We start from the raw sequence: 22,836 nt of genomic DNA, 5'->3' as shown, positions 1-22,836 counted from the left end.
CAGCGCCCGTTATTATCATTCTGGATTCATTTCGTATGCAGATTTCTCACCAACGTTTATCTGCAAACAAAGTTCCTATTTCCCTCGGCCAGTTTTTAAGACTGGCGGAGCCTGGCCTAGTATATGATCCGGTCATAATCAGCAATAACTGACAGAAGACCTGAACTATCAAGTTCACATATGTGTAATAACTTACCCCGACACATCGCGCGAAATATTTGAAAATCTACCATGGTATTTCTTCAGGATGACTGAAAATAATCATCTGGGCTAATGAGTTAGAAAAAGTAAACTCAGGAGAAAATCTAATTAGAGGGCGGGATCGCACAACTGATATAAATTAAACGATAGTTTAGTTTACTAAACTAAAACAGAGAACGCCTGTCGGTGTTCTCTTTCTGAAGGCAGGTCAAGTGGGGTATTCATTTTTGTTAGCAGCTGCAGTGGCCGAGAGCCAGTCCCGAAACCGTCGGCTTATTCGCTGTAAAGTGGCCGATTCGTGATACACCAGGTAGTACGCTATCGGTGAATCAATGGCCATCCGCAGCGGATTGATAAGCGTCCCGTTTTTCAGTTCTTCCCGGATCAGCTCGTCGCGGATAAGGGCTATACCTTTCCCTGCTAGCGCCGCCTCCAGTACGCCATTCGAATCGACAAAAACGGGACCTTTATCGGTATCGGCACCAGCAATACCCACTGCATTAAACCAGAGAGCCCAGTCCATCCGGTGTTCATCATGCAACAGCGTATACCGGGTGATATCAAACGGCGAAGAGAGTGGTTGCTCCTGAGGGACAAGACTTGGGCTGCATACGGGCCTCAGCCGGTCGTTCAGAAGACATTCCGATTCCAGACCGGGATAATAGCCGGTGCCGTGTCTGACTGCAAAGTCGATCCCTTCTGACAATAAATCAACCCGCCGGTTAGTGGTGCTGATTTGCACCTCCACACCGGGGTTCTCCTTTTCAAATTCTGGTAGTCGCGGCAGCAACCACAGGATCGCAAAACCGCTGGTGCAACTGATGGTAATTTTATTCGACTTCCCTTCATTCATCAGCCGCTGCGTCGCTTCTGCTATCTGACTGAACGCCGGGCGGATTGCACGCAGATAGATCCGGGCTTCATCGGTCAGTTCAAGACTTCGTGGACTCCGGATAAAAAGACGTATGTGTATCATGCCTTCCAGTTTTGCAATCTGCTGGCTGACCGCACTAGCGGTGACGCACAATTCTTCGGCCGCTTTTTTCATGCTTAAATGCCTGGCGGCCGACTCAAAGCACATAAGTGCATGTAAAGGAGGAAGTTTCATAATCTGCCTGAACCTATGCATTAGTTAAACTGAATTATAAAAGAAAAACTTGTTTGTGTGTTTGCTGACATGCCTTTAAAGTTTTTTATGTTTAAGTTTTATTAACCAAGATTATATACGACATTTTTATTTTAATAGAAAGAGGAGTTAAAATGCGTGTGGCCGATTATATCCGATTATTACTTCTTGCCGCCATTTGGGGAGCTAGTTTTTTGTTCATGCGAATTGCCGCACCTGAATTTGGTGCGATAAACACTGCTTTTTTACGTGTTTTTTTTGGCTTTAGCGGGCTTGCAGTTATTTTATTCACCCTTAAATCTTCATTTAATTTTGAAGATAAGTTCAAATCATCTATTATTTTAGGGGTAATTAATTCTGGCTTGCCTTTCTTAATGTATTGTCTTGCTGCAAGATGGTTGCCAGCCGGATATTCAGCTATTCTCAACGCAACTACACCATTAATGGGAGCATTGCTTGGATTTACTTTCTTCAGTGAAAAACTGACAACACGAAAATGGGGTGGTGTGTTACTTGGGTTGGTCGGGATAATAGTCATCACCAGCGTCGGAGAGTCTCGTTCTACGAATGAAACTATCGCTGGCGTTGTGGCATGCCTTGTGGCTACTGCATGCTATGGTATAGCTGGTTTTCTCACCCGTCGCTGGATCTCAAATAAAGGTGGGCTGGATCCAAAGACTGTCGCCTTCGGCAGCCAGATCGGCGCGACTTTATTTTTACTGCCTTTTTTTATCTGGAGTACCACAACCGGGCCGTCAGTTCACTGGCTGCAGGGAGATGTATGGGCGAGCATTCTCGCCGTCGGGATAGTTTGTACTGCTTTTGCTTATATTTTGTATTTCCGCCTGATCGCTGATATTGGTCCACTGCGCTCACTGACTGTCACCTTTCTGATCCCACCATTTGCGGTGCTGTGGAGCTATCTGGCGCTGGGTGAAACCATTAATGAAGGGTTTATTATCGGTGCGTTAATAGTGTGTATTTCTGTGTGGTTGGTTGTCAGTCCGGAAAAAATTCCGACAGATATAAAAAACAAAGCGGCAAAATAATACACTGGTTGATGACCAGGCAAGAATTACTCGAGCAGTTCAGCAACAGCTGCTCGTATCCGCCGTATCGGTTATCTCCTACCGGTAGTTGTTCCACATCTTAATTCTTTACAATAGCAGAATCCGCAGATTAGTCTTACCTGCGAACCTTTCAGCCGACAAAGCGGCTGAAAATTGAGAACGTAGATATCTGGATTTCCTTGTCCAGTCTGCCAGATAGCAATCTGGTAATGTGCCGTTGGGAAAATCGCACATTTTATTGTCTGAGAACCACTTTTGGTAAAATCCGGGCCGGCAAGCCTCTGTTCATAAAGCAAAACCGAACATTCACAATTTGAGCGCATTCACTTCTGACCATCATGGCTATTGGCTATGCCCACTGACCACGACTCTATTTCGTCCTTGTCGTTTAGCCTGATATAACGCGGAATCAGCTGCCATGAGGAGTCGCTCGTAGTCACCCTCATAATCTTTTAGCCCCGCAACACCGATCGAGACCGTAAGGTGCCCTGCCTCAGAGAACTCGGTAGCCGATATGACCTGGCGGATCCGCTCGGCTATCGCAGCAGACCCGGCGAGCGTGGTTTCCGTCAAAAGGATAACGAACTCCTCTCCACCAAAGCGGCTGATAACATCCTCTTTTCGGCATGTCAGTCTGAGTAAATCCGCCGTATGAACCAGCACGTCATCACCCGTACTGTGTCCGAACCGATCGTTAATAGCTTTAAAATGATCGATATCTACTGCAATCGCGCACTGATTTTTCAGGTTCTTGATATAAGTTAATTGCTCATAGAAACCACGCCGGTTATACAAACCCGTCAAAGGATCTGTCATCGCCTCATCACTGAGCGCTGCAAATTGGGCAGAAACTAAACGAAAACGTTTTTCCATCGCCTCTCTGAGTAAATAAGCTTCCTGGTACCAGGCCCTGATGGAAGAGAGTTTCTCTGGCGACGTGAGACTGTCATTGGTCTGAACCAGCCGCGCAAGCTGCTCCAGTGGTTTTGCGATACGTGACGACAGAAAAGCCACCCCTGTCGTAATAAAGAACAGGATAGCCAGCACCAGTCCGGAAATTTTCTTCACCGTATTGAACAACATACTGGTGACAACCTCTGACGGCGTCGACACAATAATATTCCAGTTAGATTTCTTAAGACCCGCATAGCCAACCAAATAATCTCGTCCGGCAAAAGAACCGTTTAAGTTGTTGCTCATATACGTTTTCAATTGTGGCGTGAGATTGACGGGCGACCTGGTCATCGTGGGAGCAGTATTGAATATAACTTTGCCATCGCGATCGACAATAGTTACAGATACATTATCTTTATAAAAATGAAGGCTAATAATATCACTGAGCATACTCTGTTTTTTCAGATAAATACTTCCGCCGAGATAGCCCAGATAGTGGCCATCCGGCGAACGGAGTGGATGCGAGAGCATTATCATGTCATTTCCGGCAATCGACGTGAATGGACCAGAAATCAGCGGTTTTTGAACAGCCAGAGCATTTTGGCTTGCTGCGGAATGTACTCTGACGCCGGTCAGTGCGGGCAGGTAAGGTGAAGTGGCAATAATCGCAGCCTTAGCGTCAACAACCCCAACAGAGTTAAATACGGCTGACCGGAGTCGCAGACGCTCTACCTCATACCTGGCCACGGATGCATCGGTGCTATGTAATTCAGAAGCTGTCCAGGCTAATTCACGTTGGGCCATGGCCAGATACCGGTCTGTCGTATCAGCAATTTTCATCGCGTAGGCCAGGTTGCTCTCAAGGAGAGAATCTTCTATTTCTTTCTTTTGAAAGAAATAGATACCGCCAAGGAGAAGAAAAGTTGTCAGGATAACTCCCCCTGAATAGAGAGCGATAAGCAGGGAGAGGAGAAACGGTTTTTTTTGAAACATTTTTCACCTGTATTTCAGAACATCCTGGCGACCCGCCGTCAATTTCCCGCAGGAAAAGTATCTTACGTAGCCGGCGCAACCCACTATGGGCTTCCCTTCTGACAGGATTTTCATTGCTGCTGTTTTGCCTTCATAGACAACCTTCACGTGTCCATGTGGGGATGATAGCAAATACCTGAGCCGGTATTGCCACTACACCTGTTTTAGCTTCATGCCCTTTTTGATAGTTGCGCTTTCCTGGTTATCAGCCGGTGCTCTTCCGGCGTCACATTCTGCGTCGCTGTACCCGGTTTAATAAGTTCCAGCGTCACGGCATACGGCCAGGGTCAGCGGGCTATGTTCGGGAACGTTATCGCCCGGTAACCACGGTTTATCATGATGAGTCCAGCCCACTCCCCCCACAAAGTCGGGATATGCAATCTGAGGGGGTCAAGAAGATTGGTGCCCAGAGTAATCAGCGATAGCAAACAAAAATATCCATTTTAACGACTCCATGGGGGAATAAGGGAGCATAGGTTCAAATGTAAGGCTGCAGGGCGGAAATAATGAGGCCTGCAGCAAAACACATGAACAGCACTCCGCCGGTTTTATTGAGTTTACTGAAGAGATTACCGGAAGACATCTTCATCTTTACGGAGTGTGCGAAAAGCCCGTAAAGCGTGTGGATGACGATCACCAAAAGACAGAAAATACCCGATAGTATCGAAAACTGGGGGACAAACGGCTGCTGCGGGTTAATAAACTGCGGGAACAGCGCCATAAAGAAGACGATGGGTTTGGGATTCAGCAGAGAAATCAGCAGACCCTGGCGAAAGCTTTGACTGGCGGATGGCGCGACATCGGTTCCCGGTATGGCCGCGTTATTATTCATCGCACGGGGTAGTGAACGGAATAATTTGCTCCCGAGATAAATCAGGTAAGCGGCTCCGATGATTTTCACTGCCAGCAGGGCCAACCGGGAAGTGGTAATGATCACCCCGACACTGCTGGCCGCGACGATCGATATCACCCCCATTCCTGCGGCCACACCGATGATCCCGGCCATGGCATGACGCAAGTTATAGTTCAGGGTGTTCGTCAGGGTGAATAAAACGCCCGGACCGGGGCTGGCGATGGTCAGGCTGGCAATAAGAATATAAAAAGCGATCTGTTGCATGAGGGGATATCCTGTCAGGTGCAGGGGTGCCTCTGCCCCCCGGTAAGATCAGCGGGAATTATCCCGATATGATGAGTCGACAAATAAGGTGCTATCTGACAGGCACTCACTGGCAGCGTAAATTTCCCACCGGCGCCAGACCCTCTTTTTCAGCCGTATTCATGATAAAACACGGCAATTAATATACTAAAATTTACTCTATAGTAACATTTTATTCTTGTCATCAAATTTTATTAATGCTTTATACATCAATTAATTAAAATTAATATCATTCAAATTTTGCACCATTTGATGATATTTCAAGCACAAGAAGTGACAATTAAGTCTCTTTCTGGACCAGGCATGATAAATGACCCGGGTTTCATTCTCATATTTTATGTTATTGATTATTGCAACCTCCGAAAAAATCACTGCATTTAAGCCTGACAGACCGTTATTGCAGGAGGATATTCTGAATTTTTCTTTGCGGCCCGCGCAGTCGCGATCGCGCCAGCAATGAGGTCATGGCGCTACAGGCACAGCGTTCTGCCGCTGCCGATTTGAGAACCGCTTTCAGGATGCTCGTAAACATCCGGCATTTTTCGTGCTTAAATGCGGTGGAGATCAACACGATCTCCCGCAGTATTTTACCATCCTCATTCAAGGCCTTACTGGACATACCGTGTAGGCTGAGACTGGAACGCATGGCAACGAAAATGACCGCGAAACCGGTTGGCTTCGGATACATTTTATTACTGCTGAACTTTATGGCATGGCCGCCACACGCTCTCAATGACTTTTTTAAATTTAAAACCGACATCAGTAAACAATTTATCTATTTTATAATTAATAATAACATTATGTAATTAAGCTCATTGCACCAGAGAATGATAACTTTGCTTGCGGACGGTGCAGAAGCGCCATGAATAACAGGTCCCCCCCTTTTTTTTATGGCACCTTTTTTGCTTTATTTATTACTCACGTCATGGAGAGGCAATACATATAGCGTCCTGAGTGAACGAATGACGAATGGAATCTTAAAAATGTATACAAGGAGCTTCGCGTTGAGAAAGACGCCCGCCTGCAACCGCTTCTCTTTGCTCTTCCCGGTCCACTCCATGAGACTTAGGCTCAGGAGCCGCCGCTTGACTTCCGTTAAGTTCATCCCTCCAGGAGGGCATCATGCGATACATACCAGGCCGTATACCCGCTATCCTTGCGGTCAGTAATCTGTTTTTTACCTGTGCTGTCTCTGTTGACCTGACCATTGCCACCCTGGTGGGTTATCAGCTGGCCCCGTCTGATGAACTGGCCACCGTTCCATTTGCGCTCATCACTGTTGCCGGCGCGTTCTCGAGTCTGTTTGCTGCCGGCATGATCGGGCGGGGAAACGAAAAACTCGCGTTTATGCTGGGGTCTGTATGCGGTACAGCGGGCGGATTATTGTCTTTTCTCGCTGTGCTGAAGGGCAGTTTTTTACTTTTTTGCACCGGCTGCTTTCTTGTGGGGGTCTATCAGGCTTTCAGCCAGTACTATCGCCTGGTTGCCGCCGATCACTCCCCGCCGGAAGTGAAGGGGCAGTCTATCTCTCTGGTCATGATTGGCGGTGTTGTGGCGGCAATCCTCGGGCCACTGTTGACGATTATTGCACGGGATGTTCCCGGGCTACCTCGCTTTGCCGGTGTTTATCTCGTGGTGGCGGCACTGGGTATTATGTCGGCACTTAATCTGGCGCTGTTCTTCGGCCGATCAAAAAAATATCCCTCTGCTCCGGACACCGCGGCTCCCCCGGTACGGTCACCGACCAGCCGGGAGCTAATGAAACGTCCGGATTATCGTACTGCCTGGTTTCACCTGGTCGTTGGCTCGTTGGTGATGCTTTTTCTCATGACGGCGGCCCCTCTCTCCGTTACGCACCACCATTCAATGAATGATGGCGCCCTGGTAATTCAGCTGCATCTGCTGGGAATGTATGTCCCTTCACTGTTTACCGGTCTCCTGATACGAAAAGTGGGGATCACCGTGCTGTTATATGCCGGGATCGCTCTCAACATGTCAGCCATCATGGTTAACCTGACCGGGGAAACGATGCTGGCTTACGGCTTAAGTCTGCTTCTGGTGGGGGTCGGATGGAATTTTATGTTTGTGGGCGGTTCTACGCTGCTTAGTCTCTCTTATCGTGATCATGAGCGAAAAAAAGCGCAGGGTCTGGCCGAAACCAGCCGCTTTATTTTCTCCGCGATCGCCACATCAGGGGCGGGGGTGATGCTGGCATTGCTGGGCTGGAAACTGCTGGGCCTGATGATGTTACCTGTTTTACTGATATGTCTGGTATCCACCTGGCAGTATGGTCATGCTGTCAGGAAAGAACGCGCGACAGCGTCGCGGAGTGCTGAAGACGGTTCTTAAATCCGCTCGCGCCGCCCAAATGCAACATATTCGGCTGGCGGTCAGTTTCAGTGTTGGGGAGGTGCCACTTGCGCAAGCATGAGGTGAGCATTATGCGGACGCGGCGAGCCGCAAATGATCAAGGTATGCAGTAGCTGTTTTCGCATTACGCGTGTTTAGCAGGGCTGCTGATTTGATACACAGATGCTCCCTCCCGTAGACAGATGTGCCGGGATGACCGGCAAGACAGAAAGGTGCTATGCGTCAAAAAAGAGTGTATCCCCGCAGGAAAGGCGATATTTATCCTTAAGCCACAGTCTGCCCCATCGTCCCGTGCAGTGGCATCCCATGATTTTTTCAGGCTTTATTTCCCTGAGAAACTTCATAAGATTGATCAGTTTTAATGGCGACGCGGTACGCAGGTGCAGTCCGCCGATAACGGCATAAACATTCTCTTCCGGCGTAATATTCCGGCAATGGCGAATCGTGTTCTCCAGCCCACGGTGACCGCATCCGGTAATAATGACCAGGCCACGGGAGGAGCGCCAGATAAGGGCCCCTTCATCAGGCACATAATCAAGTGCTCCGGTACGGACATCGGTAATACCATATGCAACGGGCTTTTCGACGGGAATTTCACCTGTCCAGGTAAAGCGTTTTCCCACTGCGTGCGGGCCTTTACTGAACAGCACATTTTCGCCGGTGAAATTAAGGTGGCGTGAAAGCTTTTTGACCGGTATTGCCTTACCGGGGACTCGTACACAGGCATATCTTTCCCGTACAACGTCAGGATGACAGATAATCCTGGTACCTGAATTGAGCCAGTTGACGCCGCCGATATGGTCATAGTGGCCGTGCGATAGCACCACCGCGCTCAGATTCGACAAAGGTTCATTCATCAGCCGGGCGTTGCGGATAAATGTTTCATCCGGGCCGGTATCAAACAGTATCCGGCTGTCTCCGTCATCCAGCAGAATACAGAGCCCCGCGCGGGGTTGCATACCGGTGATCTCCTCCCTGAAAACAGTATCAAATGGTAATGCTGCAAAATTGGATTAATGAAGCCCGAGAACATTGGGCAGAGTTCCAGCCAACTAAATTCGCAGAAATGAAGAAGGCCGGGACGCTAGAGGACGCCCTTCAGGACGCAGCAATGTGGACGTCCGAGGAGATGGACTAGCTGGAGAACGCGGGCTTCTACTAACACGAGGCGTGGGAGATGACGCGCGAGAAATACCTGTTTCCGCCCGAAGAACAGGTCCTGAAGGACAAGCAGGACAGAGAGCCGTTCTGCAGTGCGGCGCTGAGGGACGTACTGGCGATGCCGCTCTACGACGAGGACGAGGGCCCCTCCCAATATCAGGACTGACCGCGCAGGAAAAACCGGCCGACCTCTTCACCATCGACCCCGCCAGCATAGGCAGGGCGGGAAAAAGGCCAATTACCGCGATAACATTGCCGCCATCCGACTGCTGAAAGAGCTGGAGATCGGCAACCGGCAGGCGACGGACAGGCCGTGCTCGCCAAATACGTAGGCTGGAGCGGCATCCAGGAAGCGTTTGCCCGCACGGATGGTACGGCCACCAGCGGCTGGGCGAAGGAAGTCGCCGAGCTGAATGACATTCTGCAACCGGCCGAGATGGGTGCAGCTATAGCGTCCCCCCGAAACGCTCACTACACCAGCCCGCAGATCGTCTCCGCCATGTGGCTTGCAAGCGTTTGGTGAACACGTAAAGCACAAGTGACAGAAATCCTATCAATTGCTGATAGGACTGCTGCGAACGACACCGGTGAATCGGCGATACAGCCCCACAAGTCCGTAAATCGACAGAGGCTGACGGTGTCCACCTTAGATGGTGTAGCTCAGTGGTAGAGCGGTTGACTGTTAATCAACGGATCGGTGGTTCAAATCCGCCCACCTCGCCACAACGGTAAGGGTATTTGGACGACAGTAAGGAAGGCGCGCTCTTTGGCTGTTCGCGACGGTTCTCTTTCCCTGAATGCCCTTACCGTTGTGATGAATTGCAGCTCGTTGAAGCAACCATAAGATAAGCATCTGGACGGAGGATAGGGAGCATGGCGCCCAAGAGGCCTTGAAAACCGTCCCATTGCGAAAGCGATGTTGTTATTGAAAAGGCCCATTTTTCTGGGCCTTTTCAATTTTCACCATGTCCATGAGAGCGGTTGGTTATCCTTTTGAGTAAAGGCATGTTGCATGGGCCTTTGCCATCGTCAACACGGAAATACAGAGCACCGACTAATACCACTTTAATAAGTCTCCGCGCCAGAAAAACGTATTTTTTCTCCTCTTGGTTCTCCGTCAATAAATACTCCCATACCTACTTGACATTGTCGGCCTGGTTCGCAAGCTACAACATATTCTGCATATAGATATATATAATCTTCCGCCCACTCCCAATCTGAGCCACTGATTATTTTATAGACAATGTTATTTGACATATCTCCCACCTTAGTAGAATTTCATACCTTTTCCTATAGGGAATTGTCGTTTGAACACACCAAAAAGATAACTAGCTTTATCCTTTTGAAGAAGTTCGCTCCGTTCTTTCGTCCCGTCTACGATGTGCTACAGAAGCGCCTAGATGGCTCATTTCTCGAATACTGCTTAAAGCCAGAGGTGGCCAAAGTGGAGATCGCGCCCTTCGCATACATGCGCGGTCGCACGTTCGAAAATGCTGTGGTCATCCTCGATGACGCCCAAAACGTGACAGTGTCATAAATGAAGATGTTCCTGACCCGGATGGAAGAGAACGTAACGGTCATCGTTAATGGTGATGTAACCCAATGTGACCTGCCAGGTAATGTTAAATCCGGCCTTGAGGACTCACTGGAGCGGTTCGAACCGTCCCGTCAGGTTGTCCTCGTTGAGTTCACGGCCGAAGATTGCGTGCGATCTGAGCTGTGTAAAGTGGCGCTTCAAGCCTATCTGTAAGGAAAATATGATTGATATGGAAACCGAGAAAGACTTCTTACCTCTGCCGTTCGGTATAGCCTACTACTAACCAGCAAGTTCAGAGATCGGCCGCCCCCCCAACCCATCGACGCTAAGCAATTGAAAAAAATAATTTTGTAATTTATGGCCGAGATAATTGTTCCTTCTGTAATCGAGCCGTTGAGCTGGCAAAGCAGCTGCAGGGCCATGGATACGGCGAATACCCGTATGTTGACATTATCGCTGAAGGGATCGATAAACAAAAGCTGAGTGACATGGTTGGGAAGCTGGTAGAAACCATTCCCCAGGTGTTTTTGGACGATGTTCCAACCGGCGGGTACACAGAATTTGCTGCTTTCGCAAGCACTCTGTAATACAATACGGCTCTGTTTGGGGCCGTTTTGGGCACACAAAACAGCCAGTGATCCAGTCAAAATGAGCGACATCGCCAAATACGCGGCAGCCTTCCAGAAATTAACAACCCCGTAGTTACCAGCAGTTCCATGCCATTATCAGACGTAGCGTGATGCAATTACGAGATTTTTATATTTTTAGGTACTTATTCTAGCTTTTTCGCGTATACATAAATACACAATAAATAAGGGTACAGACAGCGGCATGCAGAACAACCACACAATAACGAACATGCCAAATACACCGCTGTTCACGCCAATGTGACGATCCCAAAAGTCTTTGGTCATTATCTTAAGGGCTAATTTCTCCGAAGTATAATATGAGAATGGGTACAGGGAGGCGCTTAAAACAAGATATGCAACCACAAATGACATATAAGGAGCATAGGGAGGAAAAATGTGCCCGTTATTCATATCGCGCACTATAAAATAGAGCAGATAGCCATATCCACACCATCCCCATAAGCAGTACCGTAAATAATATTTTAAGGTCATCATCTATGATCCCTTCATATACCATTAAAGCTATCATATCACGATGAGTAAGTATCCGCTCCTACTACGTTTTACAACACATCGTTTGGTCTTCGAAAACTGCCGATTGCTCTCAATATGAGAATTCACATATTACGAAGATGGTCAAACAAGATTTCTTTAAGCGTTTACCAACTTTGTTGAAGCCGGTATTGATGCAGCTGCGCTTAGTAAGCTGGTAGGGAAACCGGTTCGAACGGTTCCGCAAATCTTCATTGAGGGCGATCCGATTGGCGGATACAATGAACTTGCAACATTAGCTATGACGCTGTAACTTGAAAAGGTTCCATAAGGGAGCCTTTTCAATATAACGGAGCACACAGCATGTATAAAGATGAATGGGCAGATGCTATCGCAAGAACAGAACGATTAGGTTTGAGCGATGGGATACCATTTATAGAAATGGAAAATCGTAGGATACTTAATGATAAAAATATGCGAAAAATAGTGAAGGCTCTCACTCAGGTAATAAAACCAGAGCTGGGGTTTCGACAACTTGCCAACGAATGCGTATTTATTCATTTCATGGCTCGTGATGATATTGAAAAATGTATTTCCCTACCAGTTTTTTTAACTTTGGGCTGGGTCGAAACCACCTCTTCTGAAGAATCTAATTTATATGAATTTACAGAGCACGATATACAACATAAGCTAATTCATGGGCACCACTCTCCAACAATGGACATTCACGCCTGGCTAACACTTCCAAGCTATGAAATCATAGACTTGACCCTTAGTACAACGTTTGCTATTAATAATAATCAGCCTGAAAATGCCGGAATATTTATCGCAAAGAAAGCTGATGATGTTACGGGTCTGATTTATAGGCCCATGCTGGTAGGGGATGAGTATTTGAAGCAGATAGGTGTAAAAATATAATAACCTTTTCCTTTAGCAGATCATCTTTACGTTCGAGTTATAATAATTAAAAAGGTGAGATGCATGACTGTATTTACACAAAAGAAGGATAATGAAGTGCCTGAGAAATGCTCATTCCTAAATGGCACAGGACCGCGATAGCCCCTTGCTCAGAGAGAAGGATGAATTTGGTTTCGATAAATGATAAAGCCCCATCTGGGGCTTTATTTAACTTTCTTTTCGTAAGCATGCCAGGGGTTCGATATATATGGTGTGACAACTTTTAATTCTTTGGGATCGAAGGGTTTTTCAAGTCCACGTTCGAGATTGACCAAAACGACTTTCATATCACTTTCGGCGTTATATTTGATACCGCCGCTTTTTATTACCGTGTATTTTGCTGCAGCATGTGCGTTAAGGAATTTGAGATCGCCAAAAAGTTTGGCTGTTGCTGGCTCAATAACGCTCAGTTTTCTCATTTCTTTAAGTGTGGCGAGACTGGCGTCAACATCTTGTTTCGTTGCGTCATCCATTTTGCCTTCTAGACGGGCTTCCCGGGCACGGAGCATACGAGCTGCACGTCTATCCAACGCAACCTGCATTGACGCAGAACGTTTAGTAGCATTTTGGCGTTCGTAAGACATAACCCCTCCTGTCAGGATCCAGTCCAGTTTCTATTGTGAAGCCGTGTCCTAAGTGTCTTGCGATAAGTCGTTTGTACACAGCTTCTAATTTGTCATTATCCGGCAAAAAAACGTACATTCCAGTCTTGAATTCATTATAGTGGTCAAGAATAGCTCTTTCAACTGTCCTCACGACGCTTACAGCGCTTACTGCACCTAACTCTGGACGCTCGAAATAGGTTCCATTTGCCAGGTTTTCCGCTAAATCAAACGAGATTTCCCAGCACCCATTAGGACTAAAAATATAGCCTTCTGGGAAAATCACTGAGGAATCAACTAGATTGAACTCTGAAATGCTCTGCAAGTTCAGCTCGTACTCATGGCCATTTGAGAAAAAAATAGCCGTATGGACACGAGAGTAAGCCGAGAACCTCATGGTTCTAAACTGTGTAACCATCTAAAAAATTTCCTTTTTACATAGTTTAACGCTAAACCACAGTATTTTACGATCAAAATTTACCAATAAAATGAGAGCCTATTACACTGGCAGAATGATTAATTTTTAAAAATCACCCTTTTTATGATTCCATACTTGGTAGGTATGGAATTGTAAATATCCCTGCAAAACGAACCATTCGCTTTTAGAGATCTTCCGACATATGACCGGGATAAAGACTGGCTCGTTGTAGGTCAAAAAGCAGTATGATTTTAAGCCAGTTTTGGGGAAAGATTTTGAATGATCGTAAAAAAGGGAGCCATGAGGCTCCCTTTTATCTTTAATCAGCCATCACTGATTACATATTCGCGATGATCGCGTCGCCAAACTCGCTACATTTCAGCAGCTTAGCGCCTTCCATCAGACGTTCAAAGTCATAGGTCACGGTCTTGGCGGCGATAGCGCCTTCGGTGCCTTTAACGATCAGGTCTGCGGCTTCGAACCACTGCATGTGGCGCAGCATCATCTCAGCGGACAGAATGATAGAACCCGGGTTCACCTTATCCTGCCCAGCATATTTCGGTGCTGTACCGTGGGTCGCTTCGAACAGCGCACATTCGTCACCGATGTTCGCGCCCGGTGCGATACCGATACCGCCAACCTGAGCTGCCAGAGCATCAGAGATGTAGTCGCCGTTCAGGTTCATACAGGCAATGACGTCATACTCCGCCGGACGCAGCAGGATCTGCTGCAGGAAGGCATCGGCGATCACGTCTTTGACAATGATCTCTTTACCGGTATTCGGGTTTTTAACCTTCTGCCACGGGCCGCCGTCGATCGGTTCACCGCCGAACTCTTCGCGGATCAGCTGGTAGCCCCAGTCTTTAAACGCGCCTTCGGTGAACTTCATGATGTTGCCTTTGTGTACCAGGGTCAGCGAATCGCGATCGTTGGTGATAGCGTATTCCATAGCCGCGCGAACCAGGCGTTTGGTACCTTCTTCAGAGCACGGCTTGATGCCGATACCGCAATGTTCCGGGAAGCGAATTTTCTTCACGCCCATCTCATCACGCAGGAATTTGATCACTTTTTCTGCTTCAGCAGAGTCCGCTTTCCACTCGATGCCCGCATAGATGTCTTCGGAGTTTTCACGGAAGATAACCATGTCGGTCAGCTCAGGGTGTTTAACCGGGCTCGGAGTACCCTGGTAGTAACGAACCGGGCGCAGGCAGACGTAGAGGTCCAGCTCCTGGCGCAGCGCAACGTTCAGAGAACGAATACCGCCGCCAACTGGCGTCGTCAGAGGGCCTTTGATAGCAACACGATAGTCACGAATCAGATCAAGAGTTTCGGCAGGCAGCCAGACGTCCTGGCCATACACCTGGGTCGATTTTTCGCCGGTGTAAATTTCCATCCAGGAAATTTTACGCTCGCCTTTATAGGCTTTCTCAACGGCGGCATCCACCACTTTCAGCATCGCCGGAGTCACGTCAACACCAATACCATCACCCTCGATAAACGGGATGATCGGGTTGTTAGGGACATTCAGTTTGCCATCTTGCAGGGTGATTTTTTGACCTTCCGCCGGAACTACTACTTTGCTTTCCATTAACCTCTCCTTCGAGCGCTTCTGGTTCTGCTCTTCCTTTTCACACTAACCGAGCGTTGGCTTTATCCGCCCACTCCGCCACCGGGTCATCCCGCTAACCGGAGATTCGCGTCCGTGCCGCTTTCTAGTAGCGCGAATCAGTTTGAGCAATATTTTTGTTAAAAAATTGTGATGAGCATGTCAATACTACCTGAATGTTTGCGTCCATGAAAGGCATTCGTAATTAGGCTATAATGCGGCAATTGTCAGGATCTGAAAATACCATGCAGAAAACTTCATTTAGAAAACATCGCGTTGAGCGATTCAGCTCACAACAAGTCGCCAGACAACGCAAAGAACACGCGCCAAAACGCGTGATCTTGTTCAATAAACCCTACGATGTGTTGCCGCAGTTTACGGATGAAGCCGGACGCAGCACGCTGAAAGATTTTATTTCAGTCTCCGGGGTCTACGCTGCGGGTCGTCTTGACCGCGATAGCGAAGGGTTGCTGGTGCTGACCAACGATGGCGCGCTGCAGGCCACGCTGACTCAGCCCGGCAAACGCACCGGCAAAATTTACTACGTTCAGGTTGAAGGCCTGCCATCAGAAGATGCGCTGGCCGCGCTGCGCGCAGGCATCACGCTCAACGATGGTCCTACCCTGCCCGCTGGCATTGAGCGGGTCGCTGAACCGACCTGGCTGTGGCCCCGCAACCCGCCGGTCCGCGAACGCAAATCCATACCCACCAGCTGGCTGAAAATCACCCTGTATGAAGGACGCAACCGTCAGGTGCGACGCATGACCGCACACGTAGGTTACCCCACACTGCGGCTTATTCGTTACGCCATGGGCGGCTATACTCTCGACGGACTGGCCAACGGCGAGTGGCGCCAGGTCGGCTAATCACACAAGGAACGGGAAGTATGTTTAAACCGCACGTCACCGTCGCCTGCGTCGTACACGCGAAAGACAAATTTCTGATCGTTGAGGAAACCATCAACGGCAAAGCGCTGTGGAATCAGCCGGCAGGACACCTCGAAGCAGATGAAACGCTGGTGCAGGCCGCCGAGCGAGAGCTGTGGGAAGAGACCGGCATTCGCGCCACGCCGCAGCATTTTATCCGCATGCACCAGTGGATTGCGCCGGACAATACGCCGTTTTTACGCTTCCTGTTCGCCATCGAACTTAACGATACGTGCGCCACGCAGCCGCATGACAGCGATATCGACCGCTGCCTGTGGCTGAGTGCGCATGAGATCCTGACTGCGCCAAATCTGCGCTCCCAGCTGGTTGCTGAAAGCATCCGCAGCTATCAACAGGACCCGCGCTACCCGCTGTCATTAATTGGTGCGTTTAACTGGCCGCTCCTGGGGGGTGCCTGAGCCGCTCGTGCGTGCTAGAATATGCCGCCTTGAAGTTCAATGTGGTGAATATTCCAATGTCAGAAAGCCAAAAAAAAGTGATCGTCGGCATGTCCGGCGGCGTCGACTCCTCTGTTTCTGCCTGGTTGCTGCTTCAGCAAGGTTATAAGGTAGAAGGCCTGTTCATGAAGAACTGGGAGGAAGACGATGGTGAGGAATACTGCACCGCCGCTGCCGACCTCGCCGACGCGCAAGCCGTCTGCGATAAGCTCGGGATTGAGCTTCATACCGTTAACTTTGCCGCAGAGTACTGGGACAACGTATTTGAACTGTTCCTCGCTGAATACAAAGCCGGACGCACGCCGAACCCGGACATTCTGTGCAACAAAGAAATCAAATTTAAAGCCTTCCTGGAGTTCGCAGCAGAAGATCTGGGCGCCGACTATATTGCGACCGGTCACTACGTGCGCCGTGCCGATGTCAACGGCAAAAGCCAGCTGCTGCGCGGCCTGGACGGCAACAAAGATCAGAGCTACTTCCTGTACACCCTTAGCCATGAGCAGATTGCCCAGAGCCTGTTCCCGGTTGGCGAGCTGGAAAAGCCGCAGGTGCGCAAGATCGCCGAGGATCTGGATCTGATCACCGCGAAGAAAAAAGACTCTACCGGGATCTGCTTTATCGGCGAACGCAAATTCCGCGAGTTCCTCGGCCGCTACCTTCCTGCTCAGCCGGGCAAAATCGTCACCGTTGACGGCGACGAAATCGGCGAGCATCAGGGTTTGATGTACCATACCCTTGGCCAGCGTAAAGGCCTCGGCATCGGCGGCACCAAAGAAGGCAGCGAGGACCCGTGGTACGTTGTTGATAAAGACGTCGAAAACAATATTCTGGTCGTAGCTCAAGGCCACGACCACCCGCGTCTGATGTCCAGGGGCCTGATTGCCCAACAGCTGCACTGGGTCGATCGCGAGCCGGTTAAAGGCACTCTGCGCTGCACGGTGAAGACCCGCTATCGCCAGACCGATATTCCGTGCACCGTGAAAGCTCTGGATGACGACCGCATCGAGGTACTTTTTGACGAACCGGTTGCGGCGGTGACGCCGGGCCAGTCGGCGGTCTTCTATCTTGGCGAAGTGTGCCTCGGCGGCGGCGTGATCGAGCAGCGTCTGCCGCTGCAGTCCTGACAGACAGTTTTTACCGCCGGTGAGACAAAACCCTCCCCGACGGTTTACAAGGAGTAGGTGTGGCGAAGAATTATTATGACATCACGTTGGCGCTGGCGGGCATCTGCCAGGCCGCCCGTCTGGTTCAGCAGCTGGCGCACCAGGGCCATTGCGACAGCGATGCCCTGCACGTGTCGCTGAACAGCATCATCGATCTCAACCCGGATTCAACGCTGGCGGTGTTCGGTGGTAGTGAAGCCAATCTTCGCCTCGGGCTGGAAACGCTGCTTGGCGTACTCAACAGCGGCAGCCGCCAGGGTCTCAATGCTGAGTTGACCCGCTACACCTTAAGCCTGATGGTGCTTGAGCGTAAGCTTGACGGGAGCAAAGGGGCGATGGATACCCTTGGCAACCGCATCGCCGGCCTGCGCCGTCAGCTGGAGCATTTCGATCTGCAATCAGAAACGCTGCTCAGCGCCATGGCGGGGATCTACGTTGACGTCATCAGTCCGCTGGGCCCGCGTATTCAGGTGACCGGCTCCCCCGCCGTGTTGCAGAGCCCGCAGGTTCAGGCCAAGGTCCGCGCCTCGCTGCTGGCAGGCATTCGTGCCGCCGTGCTCTGGCACCAGGTGGGCGGCGGACGCATGCAGCTCATGTTTTCTCGTAATCGTCTGGTTAACCAGGCAAAACAAATTCTTGCTCATTTAACCCCGGAGTTGTGATCTATGGAATTATCCTCACTGACCGCCGTTTCCCCTGTCGATGGACGCTACGGCGATAAAGTCAGCGCGCTGCGCGGTATCTTCAGCGAATTCGGTTTGCTGAAATTCCGTGTACAAGTCGAAGTACGTTGGCTGCAGAAGTTAGCCGCGCACGCAGCGATCAAGGAAGTTCCTGCTTTTGCTGCTGACGCAAACGGTTTCCTTGATAAAATCGTTGCCGACTTCAGCGTTGAAGATGCGCAGCGCATCAAAACCATCGAACGTACCACCAACCACGATGTGAAAGCGGTAGAGTATTTCCTCAAGGAAAAAGTGGCCGATATCGCTGAACTGCATGCGGTATCTGAATTCATCCACTTCGCCTGCACCTCCGAAGACATTAACAACCTCTCCCACGCGCTGATGCTGAAAACCGCGCGCGATGAGGTGGTTCTGCCGTACTGGCGCAAGCTTATCGACGCGGTGAAAGAGCTGGCGGTTCAGTATCGCGATGTACCGCTGCTGTCCCGAACTCACGGTCAGCCGGCCACGCCGTCCACAATGGGTAAAGAGATGGCTAACGTCGCTTACCGTATGGAGCGTCAGTATCGTCAGCTAAACCAGGTGGAGATTCTGGGTAAAATCAACGGCGCGGTGGGTAACTATAACGCCCACATCGCGGCGTATCCGGAAGTGGACTGGCACCAGTTCAGTGAAGAGTTTGTTACCTCGCTGGGCATCCAGTGGAACCCGTACACCACGCAGATTGAGCCGCATGACTATATTGCCGAGCTGTTCGACTGCATCGCCCGCTTCAACACCATCCTGATCGACTTCGATCGCGATGTGTGGGGCTACATCGCGCTGAACCACTTCAAGCAGAAGACGATCGCCGGTGAAATCGGTTCATCCACTATGCCGCATAAAGTGAATCCGATCGATTTCGAGAACTCCGAAGGTAACCTCGGCCTGGCTAACGCCATGATGCAGCACCTGGCGAGCAAACTGCCGGTTTCCCGCTGGCAGCGCGACCTGACCGATTCAACCGTACTGCGTAACCTCGGTGTCGGTATCGGCTACGCGCTGATTGCTTATCAGTCGACCCTCAAAGGTGTCAGCAAACTGGAGCTGAACGGCGATCGCCTGCTGGACGAGTTGGATCATAACTGGGAAGTGCTGGCTGAGCCGATCCAGACCGTGATGCGCCGCTACGGCATCGAAAAACCGTACGAGAAGCTGAAAGAGCTGACCCGCGGTAAGCGCGTGGACGCGGAAGGGATGCAACAGTTCATCGACAGCCTGCCGCTGCCGGAAGACGAGAAGGTTCGCCTGAAAGCCATGACGCCGGCCAACTACATCGGTCGCGCGACCACCATGGTTGACGAACTGAAGTAATCGCTTTGTCTCACCTTCCTCCGTGAATCGGCGGAGAGTGCGTGAATGCAGAGAAACAGATGGCCGGGAATCATTCCGGCCATCAATTCGTCAGGGCGATGACCGTGCCCGTCACGCGCCTTAGTTCACTTTTTCGTCACATCATCCATCGATGTGCCGCTTTTCATTTTTGCCTCATTTTTCATTTCATGTTTTTTTAACTCAGCCTGAGTTTTACACCCCTCCTTCACTTGTGCACCGCTGACGGCTCTGCAGTCATCGATGATGTGATCCGGATTTTTTAGCTGCTCTTTTTCCGCCTGTTTTTCTGACGTGCTGCTGGCGGGGTTTTCTGCCAGGGCTGATGAACAAAAAACTAAGGTTAAACATGTGGTTAGCATCAACGAAGCGCGTTTCAACTCATTCAGTCTCATACGTGAACTCCATGTGTGGGGGGATGCAGAGATAATCATCACTAAGGATATACGATCATTCGCTAGTTGCCCGGTCGTTGACGGATAATCATCCTGGCCAGACCCACCAAATTATCAGCACAATGCTCGTCGAAGTGGAAACACGAAGATAAACTTGCCAATATATGCCCACGGTATGCCCCTTTCTCGTACCGGATGTATATCGGGCGCTGGCGCTACCTCCCTCTCTCCACCGGCCTGGCAGGCCAGAAAATGGGGACGGCAGGTGAAGTTATAACGCAAGCCTTTCATTTACAGCCGTTTAAATTCAGTATATCTATTCAGCGCTACACTACTCGAAACCAAAATAAATGGGAGAAAAGGCATGCGCGTGCTCGTCGTTGAGGATAACGCTTTACTGCGCCATCACCTGAAAGTTCAGCTCCAGGAATTAGGCCATCAGGTGGACGCAGCAGAAGATGCAAAGGAAGCCGATTACTATCTGGGTGAACACGTGCCGGATATCGCCATTGTCGATCTGGGCCTGCCCGACGAAGACGGTCTTTCGCTGATTCGCCGCTGGCGCAGTCATGACGTGTCGGTTCCGGTACTGGTATTGACCGCCCGTGAAGGCTGGCAGGATAAAGTCGAGGTGCTGAGCGCCGGTGCGGACGACTACGTCACCAAACCGTTCCATATTGAAGAAGTCGCTGCCCGGATGCAGGCGCTACTGCGCCGTAACAGCGGCCTGGCATCACAGGTTATTTCCATTCCGCCTTTCCAGGTTGACCTGTCACGCCGCGAGCTGTCGATTAACGAACAGCCCATCAAGCTGACCGCATTTGAATACACCATTATGGAAACGCTGATTCGTAACCGTGGCAAAGTCGTCAGCAAAGATTCATTAATGCTCCAGCTCTACCCCGATGCTGAACTGCGCGAAAGTCACACCATCGACGTACTGATGGGGCGGCTGCGGAAAAAAATTCAGACTCAGCACCCGCATGACGTCATTACGACCGTGCGCGGCCAGGGCTATTTATTTGAACTACGCGAATGAAAAGTCCGCTACGGCATATTTTGCCGCTTTCATTACGCGTGCGTTTTCTGCTGGCGACGGCGGCAGTGGTGCTGGTGCTTTCGCTGGCCTACGGCATGGTGGCGCTGGTGGGCTACAGCGTCAGCTTTGATAAAACCACCTTTCGCCTGCTGCGCGGCGAAAGCAACCTGTTCTATATGCTGGCAAGGTGGGAAAACAACCACATCGACGTGGATATCCCCGAAAACCTCAACATGCAGAGCCCAACGGTTACGTTGATATACGATGCCAAAGGCAAACTGCTGTGGATGCAGCGCGATGTCGCCTGGCTGGCAAAACGTATTCAACCTGAATGGCTGAAAAGCAACGGCTTCCACGAAATCGAGTCCGACGTTGACAGCAGCAGCATGCTGCTGCGCAACAATCAACAGTTCCAGGAGGAGCTGGACGCCCTTCGCCAGCAGGATGATGGTTCAGAAATGACCCACTCGGTGGCGATCAATATCTACCCGGCAACCGATAAGATGCCGCAGCTGAGCATCGTGGTGATCGACACCATTCCTGTCGAGCTGAAACGCTCTTATATGGTCTGGAGCTGGTTTATCTATGTGCTGGTTGCCAACCTGCTGCTGGTGATCCCGCTGCTTTGGGTGGCGGCCTGGTGGAGCCTGCGCCCCATCGAGTCGCTGGCAAAAGAGGTCCGCGAGCTGGAAGAGCATCACCGCGACATGCTCAACCCGAATACCACCCGCGAACTGACCCGACTGGTCAGCAACCTTAACCGGTTGCTGACCAGCGAGCGCGAGCGCTACGACAAATATCGCACCACGCTGACCGATTTGACCCATAGTCTGAAAACGCCGCTGGCCGTGCTGCAAAGCACCCTGCGTTCTTTGCGCGGCGAAAAGATTGACCTTAATGAAGCAGAACCGATCATGCTGGAGCAGATCAGCCGCATCTCGCAGCAAATCGGCTACTACCTGCATCGCGCCAGTATGCGCAGCGGCGGTACCCTGCTCAGCCGCGAACTGCACCCCATTGCGCCGCTGCTCGACAAGTTGACCTCGGCGTTGAACAAGGTTTATCAGCGCAAAGGGGTCAATATCAGTCTTGATATCTCTCCGGAGATCAGCTTTGTCGGCGAACAGAATGATTTTATGGAAGTAATGGGCAACGTGCTGGATAACGCCTGTAAATACTGCCTGGAATTTGTCGAAGTTTCCGTGCGTCAGACCAACGACAACCACCTGCATATTCTGGTGGAAGATGATGGCCCCGGCATCCCGTTAAACCAGCGGACTGCCGTATTCGATCGCGGGCAACGTGCCGATACGCTGCGGCCAGGCCAGGGCGTGGGACTCTCCGTCGCCCGGGAGATCGTTGAGCAATACGATGGCGACATTCTCACCGGCGAAAGTCTGCTCGGCGGAGCCTGCATGGAGGTGGTTTTTGGCCGCCAGCTGCCCGACGATACGGAAAGCTGAATCGCCCCGCTTCCCACGCCTGGGCAAACTCTGTGACTACGAAGCACAATCGCCGTCAACAAAGAGGCAGTTTGAAGCATGGCGTGT

Annotated in this window: 24 protein-coding genes, 1 tRNA gene and 1 pseudogene; 14 read left to right on the top strand and 12 right to left on the bottom strand. The window is 50.4% G+C overall.

Going from position 1 to position 22,836, the window contains the following annotated elements; translation table 11 throughout:
• Window positions 1-409 precede the first annotated feature (409 nt).
• Window positions 410-1,309, bottom strand: coding sequence for a transcriptional regulator GcvA (gene gcvA, locus MC50_RS18620; protein ID WP_047664681.1), 900 nt, complete (start codon window positions 1,307-1,309; stop codon window positions 410-412).
• Window positions 1,310-1,461: 152 nt separating this feature from the next.
• Between gcvA and MC50_RS18615 the strand changes: the two genes are divergently transcribed.
• On the top strand, window positions 1,462-2,376 hold the full coding sequence (locus MC50_RS18615; RefSeq protein WP_046852748.1) for a DMT family transporter: 915 nt from the start codon (window positions 1,462-1,464) through the stop codon (window positions 2,374-2,376).
• A 363-nt stretch (window positions 2,377-2,739) separates the two neighbouring features.
• On the opposite strand, the gene MC50_RS18610 is transcribed toward MC50_RS18615, so the two are convergent.
• The 3 genes from MC50_RS18610 to MC50_RS18600 all read right to left on the bottom strand — a co-directional run bounded on the left by MC50_RS18610 (window position 2,740) and on the right by MC50_RS18600 (window position 6,239).
• The gene (locus tag MC50_RS18610) at window positions 2,740-4,284 is read right to left on the bottom strand and encodes a sensor domain-containing diguanylate cyclase (protein ID WP_032700262.1); all 1,545 of its coding nucleotides are present in this window, start codon (window positions 4,282-4,284) and stop codon (window positions 2,740-2,742) included.
• 517 nt (window positions 4,285-4,801) lie between these two features.
• Window positions 4,802-5,440 (bottom strand): LysE family translocator, encoded by a 639-nt coding sequence (locus MC50_RS18605; RefSeq protein ID WP_032700264.1) that lies wholly within the window; start codon window positions 5,438-5,440, stop codon window positions 4,802-4,804.
• A gap of 433 nt (window positions 5,441-5,873) precedes the next feature.
• Entirely contained in the window at window positions 5,874-6,239 is a 366-nt protein-coding gene (locus MC50_RS18600) for a hypothetical protein (protein ID WP_127913562.1), read from the bottom strand.
• Between the two features lie 362 nt (window positions 6,240-6,601).
• On the opposite strand from MC50_RS18600, the gene MC50_RS18590 reads away from it, so the two are divergent.
• A complete protein-coding gene (locus MC50_RS18590) occupies window positions 6,602-7,828 on the top strand; it encodes an MFS transporter (protein ID WP_032688303.1) in 1,227 nt (408 codons plus the stop codon).
• Window positions 7,829-8,064: 236 nt separating this feature from the next.
• On the opposite strand, the gene MC50_RS18585 is transcribed toward MC50_RS18590, so the two are convergent.
• Window positions 8,065-8,808 carry an MBL fold metallo-hydrolase gene (locus tag MC50_RS18585; protein WP_052135792.1) on the bottom strand — a complete coding sequence of 248 codons (744 nt, stop codon included), beginning with the start codon at window positions 8,806-8,808 and terminating at the stop codon, window positions 8,065-8,067.
• Window positions 8,809-9,026: 218 nt separating this feature from the next.
• On the opposite strand from MC50_RS18585, the gene MC50_RS28675 reads away from it, so the two are divergent.
• Window positions 9,027-9,176, top strand: a complete 150-nt coding sequence (locus tag MC50_RS28675) for a hypothetical protein (protein ID WP_165457310.1) — start codon at window positions 9,027-9,029, stop codon at window positions 9,174-9,176.
• Between the two features lie 72 nt (window positions 9,177-9,248).
• On the opposite strand, the gene MC50_RS28555 is transcribed toward MC50_RS28675, so the two are convergent.
• The gene (locus MC50_RS28555) at window positions 9,249-9,482 is read right to left on the bottom strand and encodes a hypothetical protein (protein WP_127913563.1); all 234 of its coding nucleotides are present in this window, start codon (window positions 9,480-9,482) and stop codon (window positions 9,249-9,251) included.
• A gap of 177 nt (window positions 9,483-9,659) precedes the next feature.
• Here MC50_RS28555 and MC50_RS18575 point away from each other — a divergent pair.
• Window positions 9,660-9,733: transfer RNA gene (locus MC50_RS18575), tRNA-Asn, on the top strand.
• Between the two features lie 342 nt (window positions 9,734-10,075).
• Here MC50_RS18575 and MC50_RS28550 read toward each other — a convergent pair.
• Window positions 10,076-10,267 carry a hypothetical protein gene (locus MC50_RS28550; RefSeq protein ID WP_127913564.1) on the bottom strand — a complete coding sequence of 64 codons (192 nt, stop codon included), beginning with the start codon at window positions 10,265-10,267 and terminating at the stop codon, window positions 10,076-10,078.
• Window positions 10,268-10,355: 88 nt separating this feature from the next.
• Here MC50_RS28550 and MC50_RS18570 point away from each other — a divergent pair.
• A pseudogene (locus MC50_RS18570) lies at window positions 10,356-10,760 on the top strand (PhoH family protein); the annotation flags it as partial.
• A gap of 119 nt (window positions 10,761-10,879) precedes the next feature.
• Window positions 10,880-11,134, top strand: coding sequence for a GrxA family glutaredoxin (locus MC50_RS18565; protein ID WP_072025005.1), 255 nt, complete (start codon window positions 10,880-10,882; stop codon window positions 11,132-11,134).
• Between the two features lie 177 nt (window positions 11,135-11,311).
• On the opposite strand, the gene MC50_RS29255 is transcribed toward MC50_RS18565, so the two are convergent.
• On the bottom strand, window positions 11,312-11,548 hold the full coding sequence (locus MC50_RS29255; protein ID WP_223306668.1) for a colicin E1 family microcin immunity protein: 237 nt from the start codon (window positions 11,546-11,548) through the stop codon (window positions 11,312-11,314).
• Window positions 11,549-12,031: 483 nt separating this feature from the next.
• Between MC50_RS29255 and MC50_RS18545 the strand changes: the two genes are divergently transcribed.
• On the top strand, window positions 12,032-12,586 hold the full coding sequence (locus MC50_RS18545) for a hypothetical protein (RefSeq protein ID WP_052135790.1): 555 nt from the start codon (window positions 12,032-12,034) through the stop codon (window positions 12,584-12,586).
• Between the two features lie 203 nt (window positions 12,587-12,789).
• On the opposite strand, the gene MC50_RS18540 is transcribed toward MC50_RS18545, so the two are convergent.
• The 3 genes from MC50_RS18540 to icd all read right to left on the bottom strand — a co-directional run bounded on the left by MC50_RS18540 (window position 12,790) and on the right by icd (window position 15,233).
• Complete coding sequence (locus MC50_RS18540; protein ID WP_047664674.1) at window positions 12,790-13,209, bottom strand: hypothetical protein; 420 nt, start codon at window positions 13,207-13,209, stop codon at window positions 12,790-12,792.
• Window positions 13,181-13,645 carry a hypothetical protein gene (locus MC50_RS18535; RefSeq protein WP_047664672.1) on the bottom strand — a complete coding sequence of 155 codons (465 nt, stop codon included), beginning with the start codon at window positions 13,643-13,645 and terminating at the stop codon, window positions 13,181-13,183. The genes MC50_RS18540 and MC50_RS18535 overlap by 29 nt, the downstream gene beginning before the upstream one ends.
• Window positions 13,646-13,982: 337 nt before the next feature.
• Window positions 13,983-15,233 (bottom strand): NADP-dependent isocitrate dehydrogenase, encoded by a 1,251-nt coding sequence (gene icd, locus MC50_RS18530; RefSeq protein WP_032695751.1) that lies wholly within the window; start codon window positions 15,231-15,233, stop codon window positions 13,983-13,985.
• A gap of 233 nt (window positions 15,234-15,466) precedes the next feature.
• On the opposite strand from icd, the gene rluE reads away from it, so the two are divergent.
• From rluE to purB, 5 genes are read left to right on the top strand one after another with little or no spacing between them, the layout of a single operon-like run.
• Complete coding sequence (gene rluE, locus MC50_RS18525) at window positions 15,467-16,117, top strand: 23S rRNA pseudouridine(2457) synthase RluE (RefSeq protein ID WP_047664671.1); 651 nt, start codon at window positions 15,467-15,469, stop codon at window positions 16,115-16,117.
• 20 nt (window positions 16,118-16,137) lie between these two features.
• Window positions 16,138-16,596 carry an NUDIX hydrolase gene (locus tag MC50_RS18520; RefSeq protein ID WP_032688312.1) on the top strand — a complete coding sequence of 153 codons (459 nt, stop codon included), beginning with the start codon at window positions 16,138-16,140 and terminating at the stop codon, window positions 16,594-16,596.
• 56 nt (window positions 16,597-16,652) lie between these two features.
• Window positions 16,653-17,759 (top strand): tRNA 2-thiouridine(34) synthase MnmA, encoded by a 1,107-nt coding sequence (mnmA, locus tag MC50_RS18515; RefSeq protein WP_032688313.1) that lies wholly within the window; start codon window positions 16,653-16,655, stop codon window positions 17,757-17,759.
• Between the two features lie 59 nt (window positions 17,760-17,818).
• Entirely contained in the window at window positions 17,819-18,460 is a 642-nt protein-coding gene (hflD, locus tag MC50_RS18510) for a high frequency lysogenization protein HflD (RefSeq protein WP_004860640.1), read from the top strand.
• 3 nt (window positions 18,461-18,463) lie between these two features.
• The gene (purB, locus tag MC50_RS18505; protein ID WP_032688314.1) at window positions 18,464-19,834 is read left to right on the top strand and encodes an adenylosuccinate lyase; all 1,371 of its coding nucleotides are present in this window, start codon (window positions 18,464-18,466) and stop codon (window positions 19,832-19,834) included.
• A gap of 125 nt (window positions 19,835-19,959) precedes the next feature.
• Here the strand turns inward: purB and MC50_RS18500 are convergent, their stop codons facing one another.
• On the bottom strand, window positions 19,960-20,247 hold the full coding sequence (locus tag MC50_RS18500; RefSeq protein ID WP_032688315.1) for a hypothetical protein: 288 nt from the start codon (window positions 20,245-20,247) through the stop codon (window positions 19,960-19,962).
• A gap of 364 nt (window positions 20,248-20,611) precedes the next feature.
• Here MC50_RS18500 and phoP point away from each other — a divergent pair, with 364 nt between their 5' ends.
• Both phoP and phoQ read left to right on the top strand, forming a co-directional pair.
• The gene (gene phoP, locus MC50_RS18495) at window positions 20,612-21,286 is read left to right on the top strand and encodes a two-component system response regulator PhoP (RefSeq protein ID WP_032688316.1); all 675 of its coding nucleotides are present in this window, start codon (window positions 20,612-20,614) and stop codon (window positions 21,284-21,286) included.
• A complete protein-coding gene (gene phoQ / locus MC50_RS18490) occupies window positions 21,283-22,749 on the top strand; it encodes a two-component system sensor histidine kinase PhoQ (protein WP_032688317.1) in 1,467 nt (488 codons plus the stop codon). The genes phoP and phoQ overlap by 4 nt, the downstream gene beginning before the upstream one ends.
• Window positions 22,750-22,836: the final 87 nt, after the last annotated feature.

The organism is Klebsiella planticola (genome assembly GCF_000783935.2).
Lineage (GTDB): Bacteria > Pseudomonadota > Gammaproteobacteria > Enterobacterales > Enterobacteriaceae > Klebsiella > Klebsiella planticola.
Note: the sequence above shows the minus strand (reverse complement) of the source record. Positions and strands in the feature narration are given on the sequence as shown.